General features: G+C 35.4%; 16 protein-coding genes. 7 read left to right on the forward strand and 9 right to left on the reverse strand.

All coding sequences use genetic code 11. The features are described from left to right. Nucleotides 1-263 precede the first annotated feature (263 nt). The 7 genes from BGC7_RS12010 (at nt 264) to BGC7_RS12040 (ending at nt 7,060) form a co-directional block, all read left to right on the forward strand. Entirely contained in the window at nt 264-869 is a 606-nt protein-coding gene (locus tag BGC7_RS12010; RefSeq protein ID WP_157258711.1) for a PsbP-related protein, read from the forward strand. A 2-nt stretch (nt 870-871) separates the two neighbouring features. Further along, the gene (locus BGC7_RS12015) at nt 872-1,624 is read left to right on the forward strand and encodes a hypothetical protein (RefSeq protein ID WP_050701844.1); all 753 of its coding nucleotides are present in this window, start codon (nt 872-874) and stop codon (nt 1,622-1,624) included. Nucleotides 1,625-1,699: 75 nt separating this feature from the next. Then, complete coding sequence (locus BGC7_RS12020; RefSeq protein WP_050701845.1) at nt 1,700-2,155, forward strand: hypothetical protein; 456 nt, start codon at nt 1,700-1,702, stop codon at nt 2,153-2,155. 150 nt (nt 2,156-2,305) lie between these two features. Further along, nucleotides 2,306-3,526: a hypothetical protein gene (locus BGC7_RS12025; protein ID WP_157258712.1), complete on the forward strand. Its 1,221-nt coding sequence runs from the start codon at nt 2,306-2,308 to the stop codon at nt 3,524-3,526. Nucleotides 3,527-4,271: 745 nt separating this feature from the next. Continuing rightward, on the forward strand, nt 4,272-5,228 hold the full coding sequence (locus tag BGC7_RS12030; RefSeq protein WP_050701847.1) for a hypothetical protein: 957 nt from the start codon (nt 4,272-4,274) through the stop codon (nt 5,226-5,228). A gap of 16 nt (nt 5,229-5,244) precedes the next feature. Continuing rightward, nucleotides 5,245-6,150, forward strand: a complete 906-nt coding sequence (locus BGC7_RS12035) for a hypothetical protein (RefSeq protein WP_050701848.1) — start codon at nt 5,245-5,247, stop codon at nt 6,148-6,150. Next, nucleotides 6,140-7,060: a hypothetical protein gene (locus tag BGC7_RS12040; protein WP_050701849.1), complete on the forward strand. Its 921-nt coding sequence runs from the start codon at nt 6,140-6,142 to the stop codon at nt 7,058-7,060. The genes BGC7_RS12035 and BGC7_RS12040 overlap by 11 nt, the downstream gene beginning before the upstream one ends. A gap of 347 nt (nt 7,061-7,407) precedes the next feature. Here the strand turns inward: BGC7_RS12040 and BGC7_RS12045 are convergent, their stop codons facing one another. The 9 genes from BGC7_RS12045 to BGC7_RS12085 all read right to left on the reverse strand — a co-directional run bounded on the left by BGC7_RS12045 (nt 7,408) and on the right by BGC7_RS12085 (nt 17,610). Next, nucleotides 7,408-7,914: a DUF1858 domain-containing protein gene (locus tag BGC7_RS12045; protein ID WP_050701850.1), complete on the reverse strand. Its 507-nt coding sequence runs from the start codon at nt 7,912-7,914 to the stop codon at nt 7,408-7,410. Next, nucleotides 7,914-9,149 (reverse strand): DUF438 domain-containing protein, encoded by a 1,236-nt coding sequence (locus BGC7_RS12050; protein WP_050701851.1) that lies wholly within the window; start codon nt 9,147-9,149, stop codon nt 7,914-7,916. The genes BGC7_RS12045 and BGC7_RS12050 overlap by 1 nt, the downstream gene beginning before the upstream one ends. Nucleotides 9,150-9,155: 6 nt before the next feature. Beyond that, nucleotides 9,156-9,482, reverse strand: a complete 327-nt coding sequence (locus tag BGC7_RS12055) for a cupin domain-containing protein (protein ID WP_050701852.1) — start codon at nt 9,480-9,482, stop codon at nt 9,156-9,158. Between the two features lie 434 nt (nt 9,483-9,916). Beyond that, a complete protein-coding gene (locus tag BGC7_RS12060) occupies nt 9,917-11,110 on the reverse strand; it encodes an anaerobic sulfatase-maturation protein (protein ID WP_050701853.1) in 1,194 nt (397 codons plus the stop codon). Between the two features lie 181 nt (nt 11,111-11,291). Beyond that, complete coding sequence (locus tag BGC7_RS12065) at nt 11,292-11,468, reverse strand: histone H1 (protein ID WP_050701854.1); 177 nt, start codon at nt 11,466-11,468, stop codon at nt 11,292-11,294. A gap of 163 nt (nt 11,469-11,631) precedes the next feature. After that, a complete protein-coding gene (locus BGC7_RS12070; RefSeq protein WP_050701855.1) occupies nt 11,632-13,974 on the reverse strand; it encodes a glycoside hydrolase family 20 protein in 2,343 nt (780 codons plus the stop codon). A gap of 24 nt (nt 13,975-13,998) precedes the next feature. Continuing rightward, entirely contained in the window at nt 13,999-15,372 is a 1,374-nt protein-coding gene (locus BGC7_RS12075; RefSeq protein WP_082206696.1) for an aryl-sulfate sulfotransferase, read from the reverse strand. Between the two features lie 64 nt (nt 15,373-15,436). Continuing rightward, nucleotides 15,437-16,900 carry a toxin-antitoxin system protein gene (locus BGC7_RS12080; RefSeq protein WP_157258713.1) on the reverse strand — a complete coding sequence of 488 codons (1,464 nt, stop codon included), beginning with the start codon at nt 16,898-16,900 and terminating at the stop codon, nt 15,437-15,439. Nucleotides 16,901-16,926: 26 nt separating this feature from the next. Then, nucleotides 16,927-17,610 carry a LamG domain-containing protein gene (locus tag BGC7_RS12085; protein ID WP_050701858.1) on the reverse strand — a complete coding sequence of 228 codons (684 nt, stop codon included), beginning with the start codon at nt 17,608-17,610 and terminating at the stop codon, nt 16,927-16,929. Between the last annotated feature and the right edge of the window lie 13 nt (nt 17,611-17,623).

Below are 17,623 nucleotides of genomic sequence, written 5' to 3' on the forward strand. Positions count from 1 at the left end.
TATAACTGAAAATTAAATAATTGCGAATGAATATATAAGTTTAACTAAGACATATTTTTAGAAAGAAGTATTTGCTTTTTACTCGTGCAGTCCTAAAATACCACATCAAGACATCACAACAGTAACAAAGTAGGTGCTACATCTTTTATAGGTGTGGTTTTCCTTATTTTGTGTGATGTGGGTAGTGGTATACCTAGGACTCCAATCTAAGTGATAAGCCACATCTTCTTTTTGTAGGTATGGCTACTAAAAAAAGAAAAAGTATGAGAAAAATTTTAATTATCACAGTTTTAACCATGTTTACATTCACACAGTGTGATTATAAGCCTTCTAATCAGAAAAATGCAGAGATTACAACCCAACAAGAAGAACCAGAACCAGAGGATTTCACAGAGGACAAGCCTGTCTTAGATACAAAGAAGTATAAAACTTATTCTGTTTCTGGCTTAGGAACATTTACTATTGCATATCCTAAAAAATGGGAAGTTATGGAAAGACCTAATCCACAAGTTTCTGCTATAATGATAGAACCTGAAAATGGGGATAAGTTCAGAAGCAATGTGAATATAATTGTAACATTGAGAGGTGAAGATCTTTCTTCTGCTGTTACAGGTAATTCAGAAAAGCAAATGAGGCAAGTATTTCCAGATTATAAAATTCTATCTAAAGAAATGACAAAACTTAGAGGGAAAAAATGTTTGGAGTTATTGACTAGTTGTACTATGCAAGGTTATCCTGTAATACAAAACCAATATATATTTAAAAAGGAGAACATAGCCTATATAATATCCTTCACTATCTCAAAAGATAGATATAATCAAGAAAAAGATACAATCAAAGACATTATTAACTCAATCACATTTAATTAATTATGATACTTACTATACTATTAAAATATTCAAGTACAGGTGAAGCTTTTTTTGTTGGAGGATTACAAGGTCTACTTATAGCAGGAATTTTTGGCTTATATTATTGGATAAAAGGTAAAAGAAAGAAAAAAAAGGAGGAAATAATTCCATATTCTAATAAAATCCATGTAGCAATAGATATGGAGGCTGAAAAAGAAGAAAAGTTAAAAAGACTTCAATCTATTGAAAATCAAAAAGAATCTACAGAAGATATAGATAGTGTAATTTCTCAAAGATTAATACTGTTAGTAAAAGAGCTATCTGATTTAACATCTGAATTAGAAACAGGTAAAAATGAGAAAATGATTTCCTGTGAAACTAATATGTTATTTTTCATTCTTGTATGGTTAGTTTTAGCAGAAGAAACAACTGATAACAGTGAAATACATTCTTTATTTGTGCAGAACCTTCCAGATTTTGAAGATTTTATAAATACTGAATATGAAGGCTTGTTTAGAAATAATGGTATAAATGCAGATAAATATTTTTCTAATAGGATAGATTTATTTAGAGATGAACTAAGAAAATATACCCAAAACTCAACTTATGCCTTTCCTAAAGTTACAGCAGCCTTTTATAAAACTCCATTAGAATTGAATCTAAAAGATTACTTTGGAATGGAGAATCTATTTATCAGCAACTGTATTCCTCTGTGGAAAGATGCAATGAGAGAACCTATTAAAATATTATTGGCTTATAAAAACCTAAAAGAATAAAATTTATATTTATATAATGAAATAGTAAGTAACTATAGAATCAATTGCTATTTATATAATTAAGAAGCAGAGACAATGAAAATAGAATTTTCAGAAAAAATAAAAGCTAGAATAAAAAAAAATGTTTCAGCTAGATTTGGAAACTCGAATCAGACCATATTACTTGTAAGTATTGGTAATATGGGATTTCTATTTTCAAAAGCCTCAAATTTAGAATGTAATTTAATATCTCCTTGTCTGGTTCAATTTATAACGAATAATCAGTCTATTAGAGAGATTAACTCCTTTTTCAAATTAACAGGTATAGAGAATCCTGAAGATTATATTCACTTATCTGAACAAAAATATGTAAAGAAAGGGGAAAAGGAAATATATTATAAAAAAGGTCAGAAAAGGAAAATGGAAGAAATAGAATTGACCTTTAAATTAAATAATAAGACCTACACGGATTTATTCTATATTGATGAAAACTTAGATAATCATCTGATGGAAGGGAAGAGGATAGTTGGGCTATTAAGAAGAGATTTTTAAGGAAATATAGAAATATTATAAATCACAACTTAAAATAAATATACCTTCTGTAGTAGTTAAATGAAATAGTAAGTAGTCTTTAATGAAATGTTAAATATTACTTACTATTTTTGTGTAGATATTATCATAGTTTATTATAAATCTTATACTATGGCTTTTGAACAAATTCTTTTGATTGTATTATTAGTTGGCATTATACTAATTTTTCTGACAAGATTATTTTCTGAGAAAAAGAAAAAAAATATTGAAGAACCAGAACCACCTAAGAAAGAAGATGGGGAGACTGCCCCTAAAGAAGAGCCTGTTGAAAATGGAAGAACTACTAATGAGGTTAAAATAGAAAATGATATTAAAGATTCAGAACCTTCCATAAATATTAATAATGAATTATCTGAGAGTGAACCAAACCATACTACAGTAAAATCTGAAAAAGAAAATACAGCTGAATCAGTTAAAGATGAAACAGAAGTAATAATAGATAATTCTCCTGTAGAAAAAATAGATCCTTTTATTGACCTTGAAAGTAATAATTACAATAGTGATATAAAAAAAATCTCACTAGAAGGTCATAATCTTAGAAATATCAAAGAAAGAGATTACTATCTGTTTTATCATAGAGATACAGATTCATACTACCATAATAAAGAATATCTTTTAACCCCTGTCAGAGATATAATAGGAGGCTTTTTTCCTTTCAATTTAGAAGAAAATGCAAAAAGGAAAGCTGCTCAAGAAAATTGTAGTACACAAGAAATAAAGGATAGATGGAAACATGATGGCAATCTGGCAAAAGAATTAGGAAGACACCTACATATGCAAATTGCAAATTATTTTCTAAATAAAGAAACTGATATGAAATATTCTTTCAACTTTTATAGCCAGAATATAAAAGTCTCTAATAGAGGATATGATATATCTAAAGAGTTTTCAATTTTTAAAAATCTGGCAGACAAACAAATAAAACCTTCTGTTTATAAAACAGATTGGCTTATATATAGTCCTGAACATGAAGTTATAGGTTCAGTTGATATAGTTTTCAAAGAGCCTGATGCAGAACTTTACTATATGGTTGATTGTATTAGATCAAATAAATTATTTGATGAAGAAAGAGATGTAATTCCATGTAGAGAATTTGGTACAGGGTTACATGAAATGAATAAGACTCCTAATAGTGAATATCACAAAGCATGTTTAAAACAAAATATTCATAAATATATATTGGAAAAATATTATGATCTAAAAATTGAAAAGATGGTACTATTAATCTTACATCCTGACTTTTCAAAGTATCATACTTTAGCAGTTTTAGATATGCAAGAAGAAGCTGAATATATGTTACAGAATAAACATTTAGTTATAGAAGAAAAATAAATTATTAATCCAAAAATCTTGGAAAAGAGCACTTGTTTGAACTATAGTTTGAACCAAAAGAAAAAAGCAACTACATTTCATTGTAATTGCTTGATATATTGAGTTGTATTTTAAACTTGTTACTTTGTGACAGGCAGGTATTCTAACCAACTGAACTACCACACCATTTTGCTTTGCTATTTATTAGCAGCATTTCCTCTCAAATGCGATGCAAAGATAGGACAAGGATTTCAATTCTGCAATAGCTTTGAGAAGTTTTTTCAGAAGAAAATTTAATATCATTGGATTTCAGAGGATTAAAAATGAAATAAGATTAGTAATCATATAATAAAAGAGAATTTGAGACGATAAGTATTAAGAAAACCATTTTAAAATCAAGCTTACCTCAACACAATATATAACAAAAACCTTTATTAAATCAATCTATCCTCGATTTAATCAAAAATAAATAACAAAAACACAAACGCAAGATATGCCAGCCTAACACCACTAATTACTCGTTTATCGTTTATAAAAATGCATTTTAAGAGTGAATGACATCAAATAGACACAAAATAGCAAATTTAGACATCATATCTTTCGTTTTACGATACAATAAAATTACAACCGATCAAAATAGAAATATCTACTAACAAAATAGTCTATTATTGTTCTAAAAAAAACATGGAGTTTCTATAGGTTTGCACAAGAATTTTTAAGACTTCTCAACTTAATACATGTGTTATAAAACTATTTACAATAGGATATGATAGATAAAGGTAAAGTAATAAAAAGTTCAATACTTTTTATAATAATAATATTATTAAGTTCAACTCTTAACGCACAAGTTACAATAGGAGCCGCATTAGAGCCTGACACAGATGCCCTGTTAGACCTAAAAGAACAGATTACAGGGAAATCGAACAAAGGGCTTTTATTACCCCGAGTTTCGTTAAAAGCATCTACAAACAGTTACCCGTGCAGCACACATGTAGCCGGTATGATCGTATATAATACAGCAACTGTAGCAGATGTTAATAAAGGCTTATATTACAATAACGGAACAAAATGGCTTCGCATGGGATTACCCGATGGAGGTTTACCAGAACAAGTACTAGCCCTATCATCCAGTTCTCAACCTCAATGGGTAACCCTAAATATTCCAGATATTAAAAATGACAATTATGTTTTAACAAGTTCAAATATTCATATACTGGAAGGGGGCGGTGTTCAACTAGGAACAACAAACAACGGATTGACAATTTGTGCCAATGGTTATACATTCGACAGTAAATGGAAACAGTTAGGAACAGACTTCGTTATACAACCTAAATATAAGCGAAATAGACTATATATAACAATGCAAACTGTGGTGCAAAAAGCCAATACAAGTTCCGAAAACTGGGTATCGTATGCAGGAGGAGTGTTTATAAACTCGAAACTAAAAGTAGCAAACATTGATCAGATTATAGGTACTGACGCTTCAAATTTCACATCATTCTTTGTACATGGAATAGTAGAAAATATAGGAAATGACACACCGGGAGATCAAATAGTCAGAGTTGCGGTAACAAGAGTATTAGGAAGTAGCCAAGGTACGACTAGCAGTATGAATATACATGTAGGAACTCCTTTTTCGGGAGCAACAAACCTTAATGATTTTATGGCAAGACCATCTATATATTTACAATATTACGAAGATCCCACATCCGACCCTTTATAACCAACACAATATAGTAATGATAGACATCTATAAAATAATAATTTTGAATCTTCTTCTATGTGCATACGTACAAATGAATGCGCAGATTACAATAGGTTCAACAAGCGTACCTAATGCAAATGCAATGCTCGAGCTTCGAGAACAGGGAACTACCACGACCAAAGGATTATTACTTCCCAGAGTAGAGTTGGTAGCCCCTACAAATCCATCGCCTCTTGCTGTGCATATAGAAGGTATGGTGGTGTACAACACTACAACAAATGCAACTTTACTACCCGGATTATATCAAAACAATGGAAGCAAATGGATTTCTGCCGAAATACCAGAAGGAAGCAGCCAAGGGCAGTTTCTGGTTATAGATAAAGAAACATTAACTCCAAAATGGATTACAAAAATCATCCCGGTAGTCAGAAATGGAGAATATAAACTAATAGAAGTAGGCGCTTTTACTCAAGATATAGGACCTGTTATAAGTTCAAACTCGGGTAGTGACAAATATGATGAAAATTTCACTAAGACTACAAGCAGCAACTGGAAATCAATCATTACCCCCTTTACAATTAAGGTAAATACAAGCGAGAACAGATTAGTCTTATTCATTCAGACTTCTATTATACAAAATCAATACGGAGTAGCAGGCTGGACTTCCTATGCCGGAGGTATATTTATCGACAACTTATTAAAAGGTGTTCGGGTAGGTACTCTTAATGCAACAGGAAATGATGCAGAACTATCTAAAGCCGAAACTTTATTTTTTGTTATCCAAGGCCTACAACCAGGTACCCACACTATAGATATAGCATTTATACGTAGAAATAGCTCTCCTAACGAAGCAGACAACTCTCCCCTATATATAGGTAAATCCTTCAACACCAATTCTCCCGGAGCGGCATCTTTATCTTATCAGTATTATGAAAAATAGAGCATCATACAAGGGTAAAGCCCTTTACATACTTATAATATTCTGTTATCTTTCGGTATCTGTCAAATCGCAAGTAACAATAGGGGCCAGTATAACTCCAAATCCGAACGCATTATTAGACCTAAAAGAAGCAATGGACGGAAGTTCTACAAAAGGACTATTACTACCACGGGTAAACCTTACCAACAGCACACAAGCTGCACCTCTATCTAAGCATGTGGAGGGAATGATGGTCTATAGCTTAAGCAATTCGGATGGAGTATGTATTAACGATGGAAGCAAATGGAGAAGCACAACTCTAGCACAAGGTTCTGTTTCGGGACAATTTCTTCGTATAAACTCTTCACTCAAACCCGTTTGGGAAGTAGTAAGTATTCCTCTTGCTCAGGAGAATAAATTTATATTGATAGAAACAAAATCCATTTCTGTACCAAAAGCTCAAGGACTAACTCTAACCTCTAACGATCAGGTCTGGAATATATATGGTAATTCTTTTTCAGTAACGCCTACAAGCAATAAAAACCGGCTGATTGTTACAGTACAAACCATCGTTTCGAAAGAATATCAGACTGGAAGCAGTTATCTTAATGGTTGGGTATCTTACAATGGAGGAATATTTATAAATAATGATTTGAAAGCATCCCGCATAGGACGTTTAGCATTCAAAACTGTAAACAACAGGGAGACCTTTCAAACTGTAACACTACATTTTGTTATAGAAGATCTACCTATATCGCAACAAGATATACAGATCAAATTCAGAAGAAAAAATAGCAGCGGCATGCAAAGTGGCAAAGCCATATATATAGGAACAAGAGCTAATATTACAGATTCGGCACAGGGGTTGAACGACTTCCTCACCAATTCTATTATCTCTTACCAATATTACGAAGATAAAGGGGGACTGTAACAAGTATTGTATACCTCGGCACAAACAGGTATACATAACCTTACAATGAGCCCCGAAGGACAGTTATGTAGTTTGTAAATTGATTATGACAAAAGTCATAATGTAATTTTTTAAAGTTTGTGTTAAAAAGGGAAATTATAAGTCGTGAGATTAGATGGTTTTTCCATTCTAGTATCTTGCAAATTCAAAAAGGATTTTGCAAATTTTGTCTTCAATCCAAAACCTGTGAGTCGTGATGATTCATGGGTTTTACATTTTAAGGAAAGGCTAATAAAATAAATTGTATTAAAGCAGAGAAAGCCTGAGAATAGCATCTCAGGCTTTCTTCTTCTCTCAATTATATATGCTTATCTGTACACAAAAAAGCTATTGTCATCTCTTATCCATACAGCAAAACCTTTCGATCTGAGAATATCTATAACAGGAATAGTCCTGAAAGGAGTTGCAACTTCCATTATCGAACCTTTCTCTAATTCTGAAGACAGTTTCAATATATCTTGCATAGGAGCTTTTCCAGCCTCTATCAATGGACGAGCATCGAAACGAATCTCGATTTTGCTTTCATCATACCAGTCAGGCATTGCTTCCGTACCATCTACCCCACCCTCTTCGCCACTGTACTGAAAGACAGACAAACCTGCTGCCAATCGAAGTTCTTGTATAAGTAGTGCTGGCACTATACCTGCCACAGAAGCTGCTTGCTGCAAAGAAGTAACTTTCGCTATGGTACGGCGAAGCACAGGGTTTTTCAGCTTGGCAAAAGCCGGAGACAGCTCTATAAGTTTACTCTCCAGTTCGGGGTAATCTTCCAGTAAGGCTGCCACCTTCGTTTGCAGATTGATGTCGAGCTTCATCACCTATCTGCATATGAAAGCAATCGCTGATCTCCTTCCAAAGCTCTCATTTCTGTTATATTCTGAGTGACTTCCATTACGCCCAAATATTCATTATCTTTTCCTCTAAGGGCAGTATACTCTATATAAACGAACTGTCCCATAAATGAAGATATCCAAAATGCCGCTTTATTTTCTTTACCGCTTTTGAAATCATTAATTATTTGCTCTACAATGTGTACACTTCCGGGAGGATGACATAGTCGTACATCTCTGCCTATTATAGAGCGATTGCGGTCAAACACTTTTTTAGTTCCATGCGAAAAGAATTTAACCTTATCGTTTTTGTCTACAAATGTGATATCTACAGGCAACATCCTAAACATTGCTTCCAATTCTTTTACAGTAAAGCTTCCGGACGAAACCCGAATAGCATCTCCTTCGATATAGTCAGGCTCGCTCACTTCTATTTCGGCGGGCTTCCATTCATCCTGAGGGTCGTACAGTGCAAAACCAAACTGAGGTGTTTCGCGATAGATCTGATACCAATCTTCATCCTTGAGCGTATCGAGGCTCATCGGCAATAAAATCTCTTCCTCTTTCATTATCATACCTTCTATAGCCTCCACCGCAGGCAGAAGGAGCATCAATATAAGTTCGGGCACTTCTTCTGCTGCTACATCCTCATTCGAAGAAAGAGCTTCATGTGCTGCATTTAACAGAGCTCGTGTTTCGTCATGTTTGCCCCACATCACTTTAGGAGGCCCTGTTATACCAGCTTTTTCCAGGAAAGGAAACAGAAGATATTCTTTTCTTTTATAGTGCTTGTCTACATCCGACAGAAAATTGAAGATTCCTTTCAATTGCAGTAAATATCCTTTTACTTCCTCATCCTTAAGCTTATTTCCTCTATTGAACAAATCTTTAGCTTTCTGTATATACTCTTCCAATGCTCGGTTTTCACGTTTAAAAGTATCGACAGGATGTCCGGCAGGCACTGTTTTTGCAGCCGATGTATCTATATTGCCATCCAGTACCATAGCATGTATATCGCATAGGCGTAAAACTTCTTCTTCGGGCAATCCTTCCGAAATAAGCTCTTGCTCTACCTCTACAACTTCGTTATATGGTACAGAGCGCAATAATTCTACCAATCGGTTTTTCACCACCTCGGGTGCCTCATTATTGTGAAGTTGAAGGATAAGATGCTTCAACAGTTCTTTCCTTTTCTGTGAATTATTTATAATCTCGCTCATAATGTTTTAGCCTCTAATCATTGTTAATAACATCTTAAATCTTTCTACTGCCGATAAAGCATGTGTGATATTGGCAGGCATAATGATTGTTTCCCCTTGTCCTAAAAGGAAAGGTGTACCCCCAATTCTAATTTCGGCTTTTCCATCCAGTATTTGCACCATGGCATCGAACGGAGCAGTATGCTCACTCAACCCCTGCCCTTTGTCAAAAGAAAACAAAGTTATATTTCCGGCACTGCTCTTAAGAATTTGTTTGCTGACAATACCACCTTCCGAGTAATCGACAAGAGCTTCTAATGTTAAAATTTTACCTTTTTCAAATATATCATTCATAATTAATTGTTTTTAATGCGAATCAGAAATTGATTTCCTTTAAAATGACTATTTTATCCGTAGCTGCAGTCTATATTTTAACTAAAAAGTGACAAAAGTTACACTTTCCTCTGGTTTTTCACTTGTCACTTTTAACATTATACGGAAAAAGATATTTTCTTTACAGATAAAGTTTACTGATTCCAATAATGAATAGTGATTATACACTGCACAAAAATAATTTCAACTACCGATTCACGTTTTTTATAACTTTACAAGACAAATGTATACTCTTAAAAACAAATAATCTGTCACATTTGTTTCACTATGAGATAAACTTCAGAATATTTTAATCCTGAACTACAAGCCGTTTTCTTTCATATTCTCTATTATATACTAACACAAAAAAGCCCATGAGAAATTCATGAGCTTTTATATCTTAATTATGGATATATCTATCTAAAACTGCCGGATTTCAGAGCCTTCATTATATTGGCTGGTGAACGCTGATTTTTCAGCTCATTCTTCATAAATTCCATGTAAGGGGCTACATGATTAAAGAATTTGTAATAGCCTTTACATAGATAATTTAGTCCTTTTTCGCCCGTTGCAGTTTCTATTATTCTATTCTTAGGACATTCTCCATAGCAGGCAAAAAGGAAATTGCAACTTTTACATTGAGCCGGAAGTTTATCAAACTTATCGTTTCCGAAATTAACCTGTTTCTCGGAATACATCATTTCTGTGAGCGTATTATTTTTTATATTACCTATCTTATATTCGGGAAATACAAAATGGTCGCAGGCATATACATCGCCGTTAAACTCCATTACTCCGGCGTGTCCGCATGTTTTAGCTAAAGTGCAGACTCCGGGTTGCTCCCCTACCCAATTGGCCAGAGTAGAATCGAAGTATTGTATATAGTAATTACCTACATCTTCTTTTACCCATTCGTCGAAAATAGCAATAAGGAAGTCTCCCCATTTTTCGGAAGGAACGCTCCATGACGCTAATTTACCATCAATCTTCTCAACGATGGGAGCAAACTGAATATAATGGCAATCTATACTCTTAAAGAAGTTATAAAATTCTAATGGAAAATCGACATTATAGTCATTCACCACTCCCATTATATTGAATTCTACATCATGTTTTTTGAGAAGAGAGATACCCTTCATTACATTGAAAAAAGAAGGACGATTATCTCTTGTCCGACGATATACATCGTGACAATGTTGAGGTCCATCGACAGAAATACCTACAAGGAAATTATTGTCTTTAAAGAAGCGACACCAGTCGTCTGTCAGCAATGTTCCGTTGGTTTGTATAGCATTATCTATTTGCCTACCTCTTGCATATTTTTTTTGAAAAGCCAATGCCTTCACATAAAAATCTTTATTGCGCATAAGGGTTTCACCTCCATGCCAAGTGAAAAGCACCTGCTGCATTGTCTGCGAATTGAGATACTGTTCGATAAACTTTTCCAGTATTTCGTCTCTCATCACATAATTTTTCGCTTCGGGATATAAATCTTTCTTCTCCAGATAATAACAATACTTACACCTCAGATTGCATACCGCACCTATCGGTTTAAGCATTACATATAAAGGACGAGCAAAGGGAGATATGAAGTTAGCGTATGCAGACATGTTTAATTTATTATTTCAGGAAAATACGAAAATCAATACTTAGCCATTATTTAAAGACTGTCGAAAAATAATGATAATACTTGGTACAAACAAGCTTCGATTCCTCTTTAAGGAAAATACACATATAAAAACAAATAAGGCGCCCTAAATCGGACGCCTCTTGTTTTTTTAGAAACAGCTATTATTTCTTTGAAGCTTCAACCGAAACTTTACGGAATTCTTTTAATGCTTTTTCGATAGCCAAAGACGTTTTTCTTGCACGTGTACCGGCTGCTTTGTTTCCACTTTCTACTTGCGATGCTGCATCTTTTGCAAACTCGGCAAACAGTTCATTCAAATTGTCTGTTAATTGTTTCATATGTTTGTTTTATTTAATGAGTCACAAAGATAATTTCAAGCCCGATACGAACAAAAACCTATAATGTTAATTTAATCAAAAAATTCACTTTTATTAATTAAAAGAGAAAGAATAATCCCGTAACAGGAATCTGCTATAGCATGTATATTTACGGATTTTTATCTTAATTAATTTCTATCTCGTCTACAAAAAGCATGGCCTTCTGACCTTTACCATCATGCCAAGAAGGAATATCTCTTGTGTTCTCTACTGTTATTTTCACATAGCGGGTTTTAACCTGATTGAAATTGATATTTGTGTTTACAGGCTGAGGCTTAAAATCTACTGGTACCACAGGATATGTCTTTTGAGCTATTCTTTGAAATACCTTATTATCATCCGACACCTCTACAACAATACCTGTAGCTCCAAAAATCCATTCGGTAGTATTTACAAGAGTACCTACACGAACAGACGATATCTCTTTTCCTGTACCTAAGTCGACAACCGCCTGCATACCATTTCCACTAAATCCTACCCATGTGCCATCATCATAGTTGACACCGCCGCGAAAACCATCTGTAAGAAGAGCAGCTCCGGTATATGTATACTTCGGATTAGGATTGGTTAATAAAGAAACGCTACTCAATGTTGCCTTATTATAAATAAAGTCTTTGGTATATACCTTACTCTTATAGTCAGGATGCAGTGCTATTGCCTTCAGTTGAGTATCAGTAGAGATGAGAATAGGCTCACTATATTGCACACTGTTTTTGGTAGGTTCAGTACCATCCAATGTATAATAGATTGGTGAATTACCTACAGATGCCAGAGTAACTGACATACTCTTATTATCCCTGTCTTTATCTATTTTTGCATATACTTCATAAACATGTTTTGCCGTATTATATCCTGCCTTAGTGTAAAAAGAAAAAAGATTGCCCAAACGGGACAAAAAGAATACATAATTTTTCTTCTCAGACATTGTCCACTGTATTTCTGACAAAGCCGCAATACGAGGCAAAACCATATATTCGATACCTTCATCCGTATTTCTGTATTCGGTCCACATATTAGCCTGCACTCCGATTATATATTTTTTCTCTTCATCGCTCAATATCTCAGGAACAGGCTCATAGTTATATACTTTTTCGATAGGTACATAGCCTCCGATAGTTAACGGCTCATTCGCTTTATCTTCCGACTGGTAATAGTCGAAATACAGATTGTAGTGAGGTGTCATTATAGCATCGTGATGCAGCCTTGCAGCAGCAATTCCACCTTCGGTTCCCCGCCACGACATTACTGTGGCATTCGGAGCCAATCCTCCTTCGAGAATCTCGTCCCATCCTATAATTTCACGTCCTTTGCTATTCAGAAATTTTTCGACACGGCTAATACAATAGCTTTGTAATTTATTTTCCACTGAATGATCCTTATCGGCTTTCAAACCCAGCGCTTTTACTCTGGCTTGGCATTTAGGACACGTTTTCCATTTGGTTTTGGGGCACTCATCTCCTCCAACATGAATATATTTGGAAGGGAACAATTCTACAATCTCGCTAAATACATCTTCAAGAAAGTTAAATACTTCATCATTGCCAACACATAACACATCATCAAAGACACCCCATTTGGTAGCTACTTCGTAAGGGCCACCTGTACATCCCAATTCAGGGTATGCAGTGAGTGCTGCCAGCATGTGACCAGGCAGATCTATTTCAGGAATTACAGTGATAGAACGCTCTTCAGCATATTTCACTACCTCCTTAATCTCTTCCTGTGTATAGAATCCGCCATAAGGCTTACCATCATATTGCTGAGGCTTGTCATATAGAAGTCCTATGAGAGTCTCTTTTCGCTTCGATCCGACTTCAGTAAGTAACGGGCGTTTCTTAATCTCTATACGCCACCCCTGATCATCGCTCAGATGCCAGTGGAAACGATTGAGATTATGCAATGCTAATATGTCTATGTATTTCTTCACAAATTCGACCGAATAAAAATGGCGAGCAACATCCAGCATCATCCCCCGATATGCAAAGCGGGGATAGTCCGTAATTTCTACTGCCGGAAGTAAAACATTCCTATCTTTCGTCTCTGCTGTTATAGATTTTCTCAAAGTCTGCACACCATAAAACGTACCAGCTTCGCTACTTCCATTTATAATGACATGGCTATGATCGACCGAAATTTTATAAGCCTCGCTGTTTGCATTCGCAAAATTTGTTTTCAAAACGATTGCATCTTCCTGTCTTTCTTCATCAGTTACAGACAAGGATAGCCCTGTAGAATAAAGAATATATTCAGCAAGAAAACCAGCTGTCTTTTTCAATTTCTCATTTCCCTGTTGAAATACAATAACTGTAGATTTTTTAATCATAAATGGACTACCATCTTTCATCTCAATTTGCTGAGGCAGAGGGATAACGTTATAATCTGCCGTTATTGTTTCCTTTTGGCAGGATGTAAATATAGTCAGGCCAATAAGTATAATGCCCCAAGTAAATAAAGAGAATCTTCGCATGATATTCTATGTATAATTAGTTTTTCAATATTTAATTTCCGGTATATAATCAGCTCTAAAAGGAGGATAATTACATCCGATAACGCGCAATACTTTTCCCTCAAAGTCGGTAAATACGACAGACATTGCTGTACTGGATCCAAGCACAATAAGGTTATCTTTTATTATTTGAGCATTACTTCTGTTGGCTGATCCATACTTTTTAGGAAAAGCAACTTCGAAAGAGACTGTTGCTTTCTTTGCAGTCTGATCAACCGAGTAGACTAGTGCACGGGATGTTCCTGTATTGCTGCCGTTATCTAACACCAGAATCTTGTTCACATCAAGGAGATAAGGGCTATGCAAGCCATTAGCAAAGCCCGCAGCATCCATTGCAACATTTCCTTTTCGGCCAACACGATAATAGACTGCACCTGTTTGTTTGTCTATTTTCCACAATTCGCTGGGAGCATTGAATGTCATATAATAGTTACCTTCCGAATCGTAGTTGACAGAATTTGCGTGCAACCAATCTCCTTTCGTCTTCATTATATCCGGATCATTTTGTGGGTTTAACTCATTAAAGCAATCCCATTGTTTCTTTATGTTACCATTTATATCCATAATAGTATATCCATCGCCCCATACAATATCCTCTGTTCCACCACCCTGAGAAGACAAGTCATATTTCTTAGGCACATAATTTACCAGAATAATATCTCCATCGGGCAATAGACGACTGTCGTGATGAGGATAAAGCTTTTTAGATTCTCTGTCTAAGATCACATTTCCACAAAGGTCTACAACGAAAACCCCATCTCCGGCATATGCCTTTTCGGAATTCCCACCTGTAATGGCCACAAAATACTTTGTTTTTGGATCGTAGTTAACAACCCTCACACCCTTAGGTACACTTTCGTACCATACTACAGTGCCTTTTGTATCGGTAACAGCGATAAAACCGGGACTATCTCTTTTTGCTAACAATATATAACCGGGTAAATCAGTTTCCATATTATCTACAGGCAATGTATATGTCGATATGTTGCCCGGGAGTGTTCCGGTACGGAATGTATAGACTTCCGATATCGTGCTGGCACTTTCAGTAGAAGCCAGAATCTGAAAATCGTAGAACATGTTAGGTTCTAAAAAGACTAAAGTAGACAGAGCCGAAGAAGAAGCATCTACAGCCAATGTTGTTTTTTTATTCTTATCGCTGCCTTGTTTCCAATATTCAATCTGATAAGTAACTTTCTTTCGAAATTCAATAGCTACATCTACTCTGAGGGCATTACTGCTGTTCACAGAGGCATTTACCGATTTTATAAGTTCTGCCGGAGCTACAGATCCGCTTTGCTCATCAGAACATGATACAAGTATCACAGCAAAGATTAGTATAGTATATTTCAATAATTTCATAATAGTTCTCTTTATTTAATGTAGCTACCCTCTTCTATTCAGGTAGCTACATTTATTGTTCAAATTAATATGAAGTATATTTCACATAGTCGAATTTGCCTGTATTACTACGAGTCATATCTTTGTCTCCCCACCACTTCAACTGTCCTGACGAACATATTATTTTGAAGTTTACATCTGAAGGACCATACCATAGATCTTTTGTATAAATAGATTCTCCGTCAAGTAACCAGCTAGCTTTATATTTTCCATCTACGACAGTCAGCTCGATAACAAACTCATATTCACCCGGTGCAATAGGTTTATACACTTCCATTTCGGGAGATTGGTCTGAAGAAAGGCGCAGAACCAGTTTATCGGCAGGAATACTATAATCGGCTCTGTTGCCTGCTGTTCCATACATGGCAGTCATACCTAAAGCATGATACCCTTTATCTTCATTAGATGTGTACAACATACCACCTGTAGTAAAACGTGCGGCAGTTTCCATTTCAGGAATTATTACTTTCCAAACATATTTACCCGTACCATAGGCAGTAAGCGATTCCAGATTATTTCGGCTCATACCCACATAAGCAGGATCGATAGTGAGAGAAACTATTCCATTTTCGAATTTTATGAAGTCTTTTCCATCAGCCCCAATATTACTACTCTGCTGCCATCCATCAATGTTATTAAAATCCCATATAACAGTTTCGTCCGGCATAGGTTCCGGTTCCGGATCAACCGGAGTTATTGGATCTGTCGGAGTTACAGGCTCCATTGCATAATCGTACGGTATGTATTTCACATAGTCATAGAGTGCATAATTGTCTTGTTTAGGCCAATGATCTCCTACAAATTTCAGATTCTCGACACTGCAAAATATAAAAAAAGGATATTCTTCACCAAAGGTCTGTTGTATAAGTACAGCCGGAGCTCCGTCAATGATCCATTTCACAAGATACTTTCCATCCACTAAAGACAAATCTATTTCAAAAGTATGCCATGCATTCTTCTTTATTTTAGTTTTCACATGATTGTGCGGATTAGCCTGAGTGGTCATATAAGCAACGACTTCGTCATCTGCTGCATTAAGTTCTGCTCTATCGGCCGCAGTTCCTGAACCAATTTCGAAGTCTATCTCGTGCTCGTCATCATTGTAAAGCCAAGCTCCAATACTAGCCCTGTCTCCCATACCTAAATCGGAAACATATACACGCCAAATATATCGTCCTGCCCCATATTGCTGAGGGGTTCGCACTTTCTTACGCTCTTGTGTACGTGCATGGGTAAATATTTTAAGCTTGCCATCCTCTATAAAGGATTGTGGAACATCTGCATTTTCTCCTTGATTAGCATGCACCCACCCATCTAAAGTATTAAAATCCCATGTTTTAGCCTTAGCCTCATTGTAAGTTCCTTGTTTTACAGCAGTGCCGGGATCGTCTGTGTAAAGACTGTCTTTGTCTCCATCATTGCATGCTGTACTCAGCCCCAGAAAGCCGATCACAGATATTGCAAGTACATATTTGTATATTTCTTTCATATTATTTTCATTAAAAGTTAATTCTATCAATCGTGAAACACGTATTTTACATAGTCATAAAGCGCATAATTCTCTTTCGAAGAAATATGGTCTCCGATAAACTTAAGATTCTCGACACTACAGTATATAAAGAATGGATATTCTGTTCCATATGTTTGTTGTACAGACGAAACCACTACATTATTTATAATCCATTGCACCAAATATTTACCCTCTACAAGAGTCAGATCTATCTCAAACGTATGCCATCCTTTTTTCAGAAGTACGGGGGTAGACTGAAAGGGGTTAGCCTGTGTAGTCATATATGCAACCAAATCGTCGGATTGGGCTTTGAGCTGATCTCTGACTTCTTTCTTACCATAACCTATTTCAAAATCTATTTCGTGTTCATCGTCATGGTATACCCATGCCCCTATACTTGCCTGATCGCCAATACCCATATCCGAGATATAGACTCTCCATGTATATCGTCCCGTAGTATATATTTTGTCAAGAGTGCGTACTTTCTTTCTATCCACAGAACCCGCTCTGGTGTATATACGGAGTTTACAATCTTCTATACCGGTCTGATTGTTAGGATTGTCATCCTGATGGGCATAAACCCACCCATCAAGCGAATCGAAATCCCAGCGGTTGTCTTTAGTCTGCTGAGCTACAACAGGTATTGACATGATAGACAGAATAGTAATAAGTAACAGAATACTTCTCATTTCTCTATTTTTA

The sequence above is a fragment of the Dysgonomonas sp. BGC7 genome (assembly GCF_001261735.1).
Taxonomy (GTDB): Bacteria; Bacteroidota; Bacteroidia; order Bacteroidales; family Dysgonomonadaceae; genus Dysgonomonas.

Bases quoted from the DNA above. Each gene is read 5' to 3' on its own strand.
- BGC7_RS12025 (WP_157258712.1), top strand. From the start codon at position 2,306: ATGGCTTTTGAACAAATTCTTTTGATTGTATTATTAGTTGGCATTATA.
- BGC7_RS12015 (WP_050701844.1), top strand. From the start codon at position 872: ATGATACTTACTATACTATTAAAATATTCAAGTACAGGTGAAGCTTTT.
- BGC7_RS12055 (WP_050701852.1), bottom strand. From the start codon at position 9,482: ATGAATGATATATTTGAAAAAGGTAAAATTTTAACATTAGAAGCTCTT.
- BGC7_RS12050 (WP_050701851.1), bottom strand. From the start codon at position 9,149: ATGAGCGAGATTATAAATAATTCACAGAAAAGGAAAGAACTGTTGAAG.
- BGC7_RS12080 (WP_157258713.1), bottom strand. From the start codon at position 16,900: ATGAAAGAAATATACAAATATGTACTTGCAATATCTGTGATCGGCTTT.
- BGC7_RS12060 (WP_050701853.1), bottom strand. From the start codon at position 11,110: ATGTCTGCATACGCTAACTTCATATCTCCCTTTGCTCGTCCTTTATAT.
- BGC7_RS12040 (WP_050701849.1), top strand. From the start codon at position 6,140: ATGAAAAATAGAGCATCATACAAGGGTAAAGCCCTTTACATACTTATA.
- BGC7_RS12020 (WP_050701845.1), top strand. From the start codon at position 1,700: ATGAAAATAGAATTTTCAGAAAAAATAAAAGCTAGAATAAAAAAAAAT.
- BGC7_RS12035 (WP_050701848.1), top strand. From the start codon at position 5,245: ATGATAGACATCTATAAAATAATAATTTTGAATCTTCTTCTATGTGCA.
- BGC7_RS12075 (WP_082206696.1), bottom strand. From the start codon at position 15,372: ATGAAATTATTGAAATATACTATACTAATCTTTGCTGTGATACTTGTA.
- BGC7_RS12085 (WP_050701858.1), bottom strand. From the start codon at position 17,610: ATGAGAAGTATTCTGTTACTTATTACTATTCTGTCTATCATGTCAATA.
- BGC7_RS12030 (WP_050701847.1), top strand. From the start codon at position 4,272: ATGATAGATAAAGGTAAAGTAATAAAAAGTTCAATACTTTTTATAATA.
- BGC7_RS12065 (WP_050701854.1), bottom strand. From the start codon at position 11,468: ATGAAACAATTAACAGACAATTTGAATGAACTGTTTGCCGAGTTTGCA.
- BGC7_RS12045 (WP_050701850.1), bottom strand. From the start codon at position 7,914: ATGAAGCTCGACATCAATCTGCAAACGAAGGTGGCAGCCTTACTGGAA.
- BGC7_RS12010 (WP_157258711.1), top strand. From the start codon at position 264: ATGAGAAAAATTTTAATTATCACAGTTTTAACCATGTTTACATTCACA.
- BGC7_RS12070 (WP_050701855.1), bottom strand. From the start codon at position 13,974: ATGCGAAGATTCTCTTTATTTACTTGGGGCATTATACTTATTGGCCTG.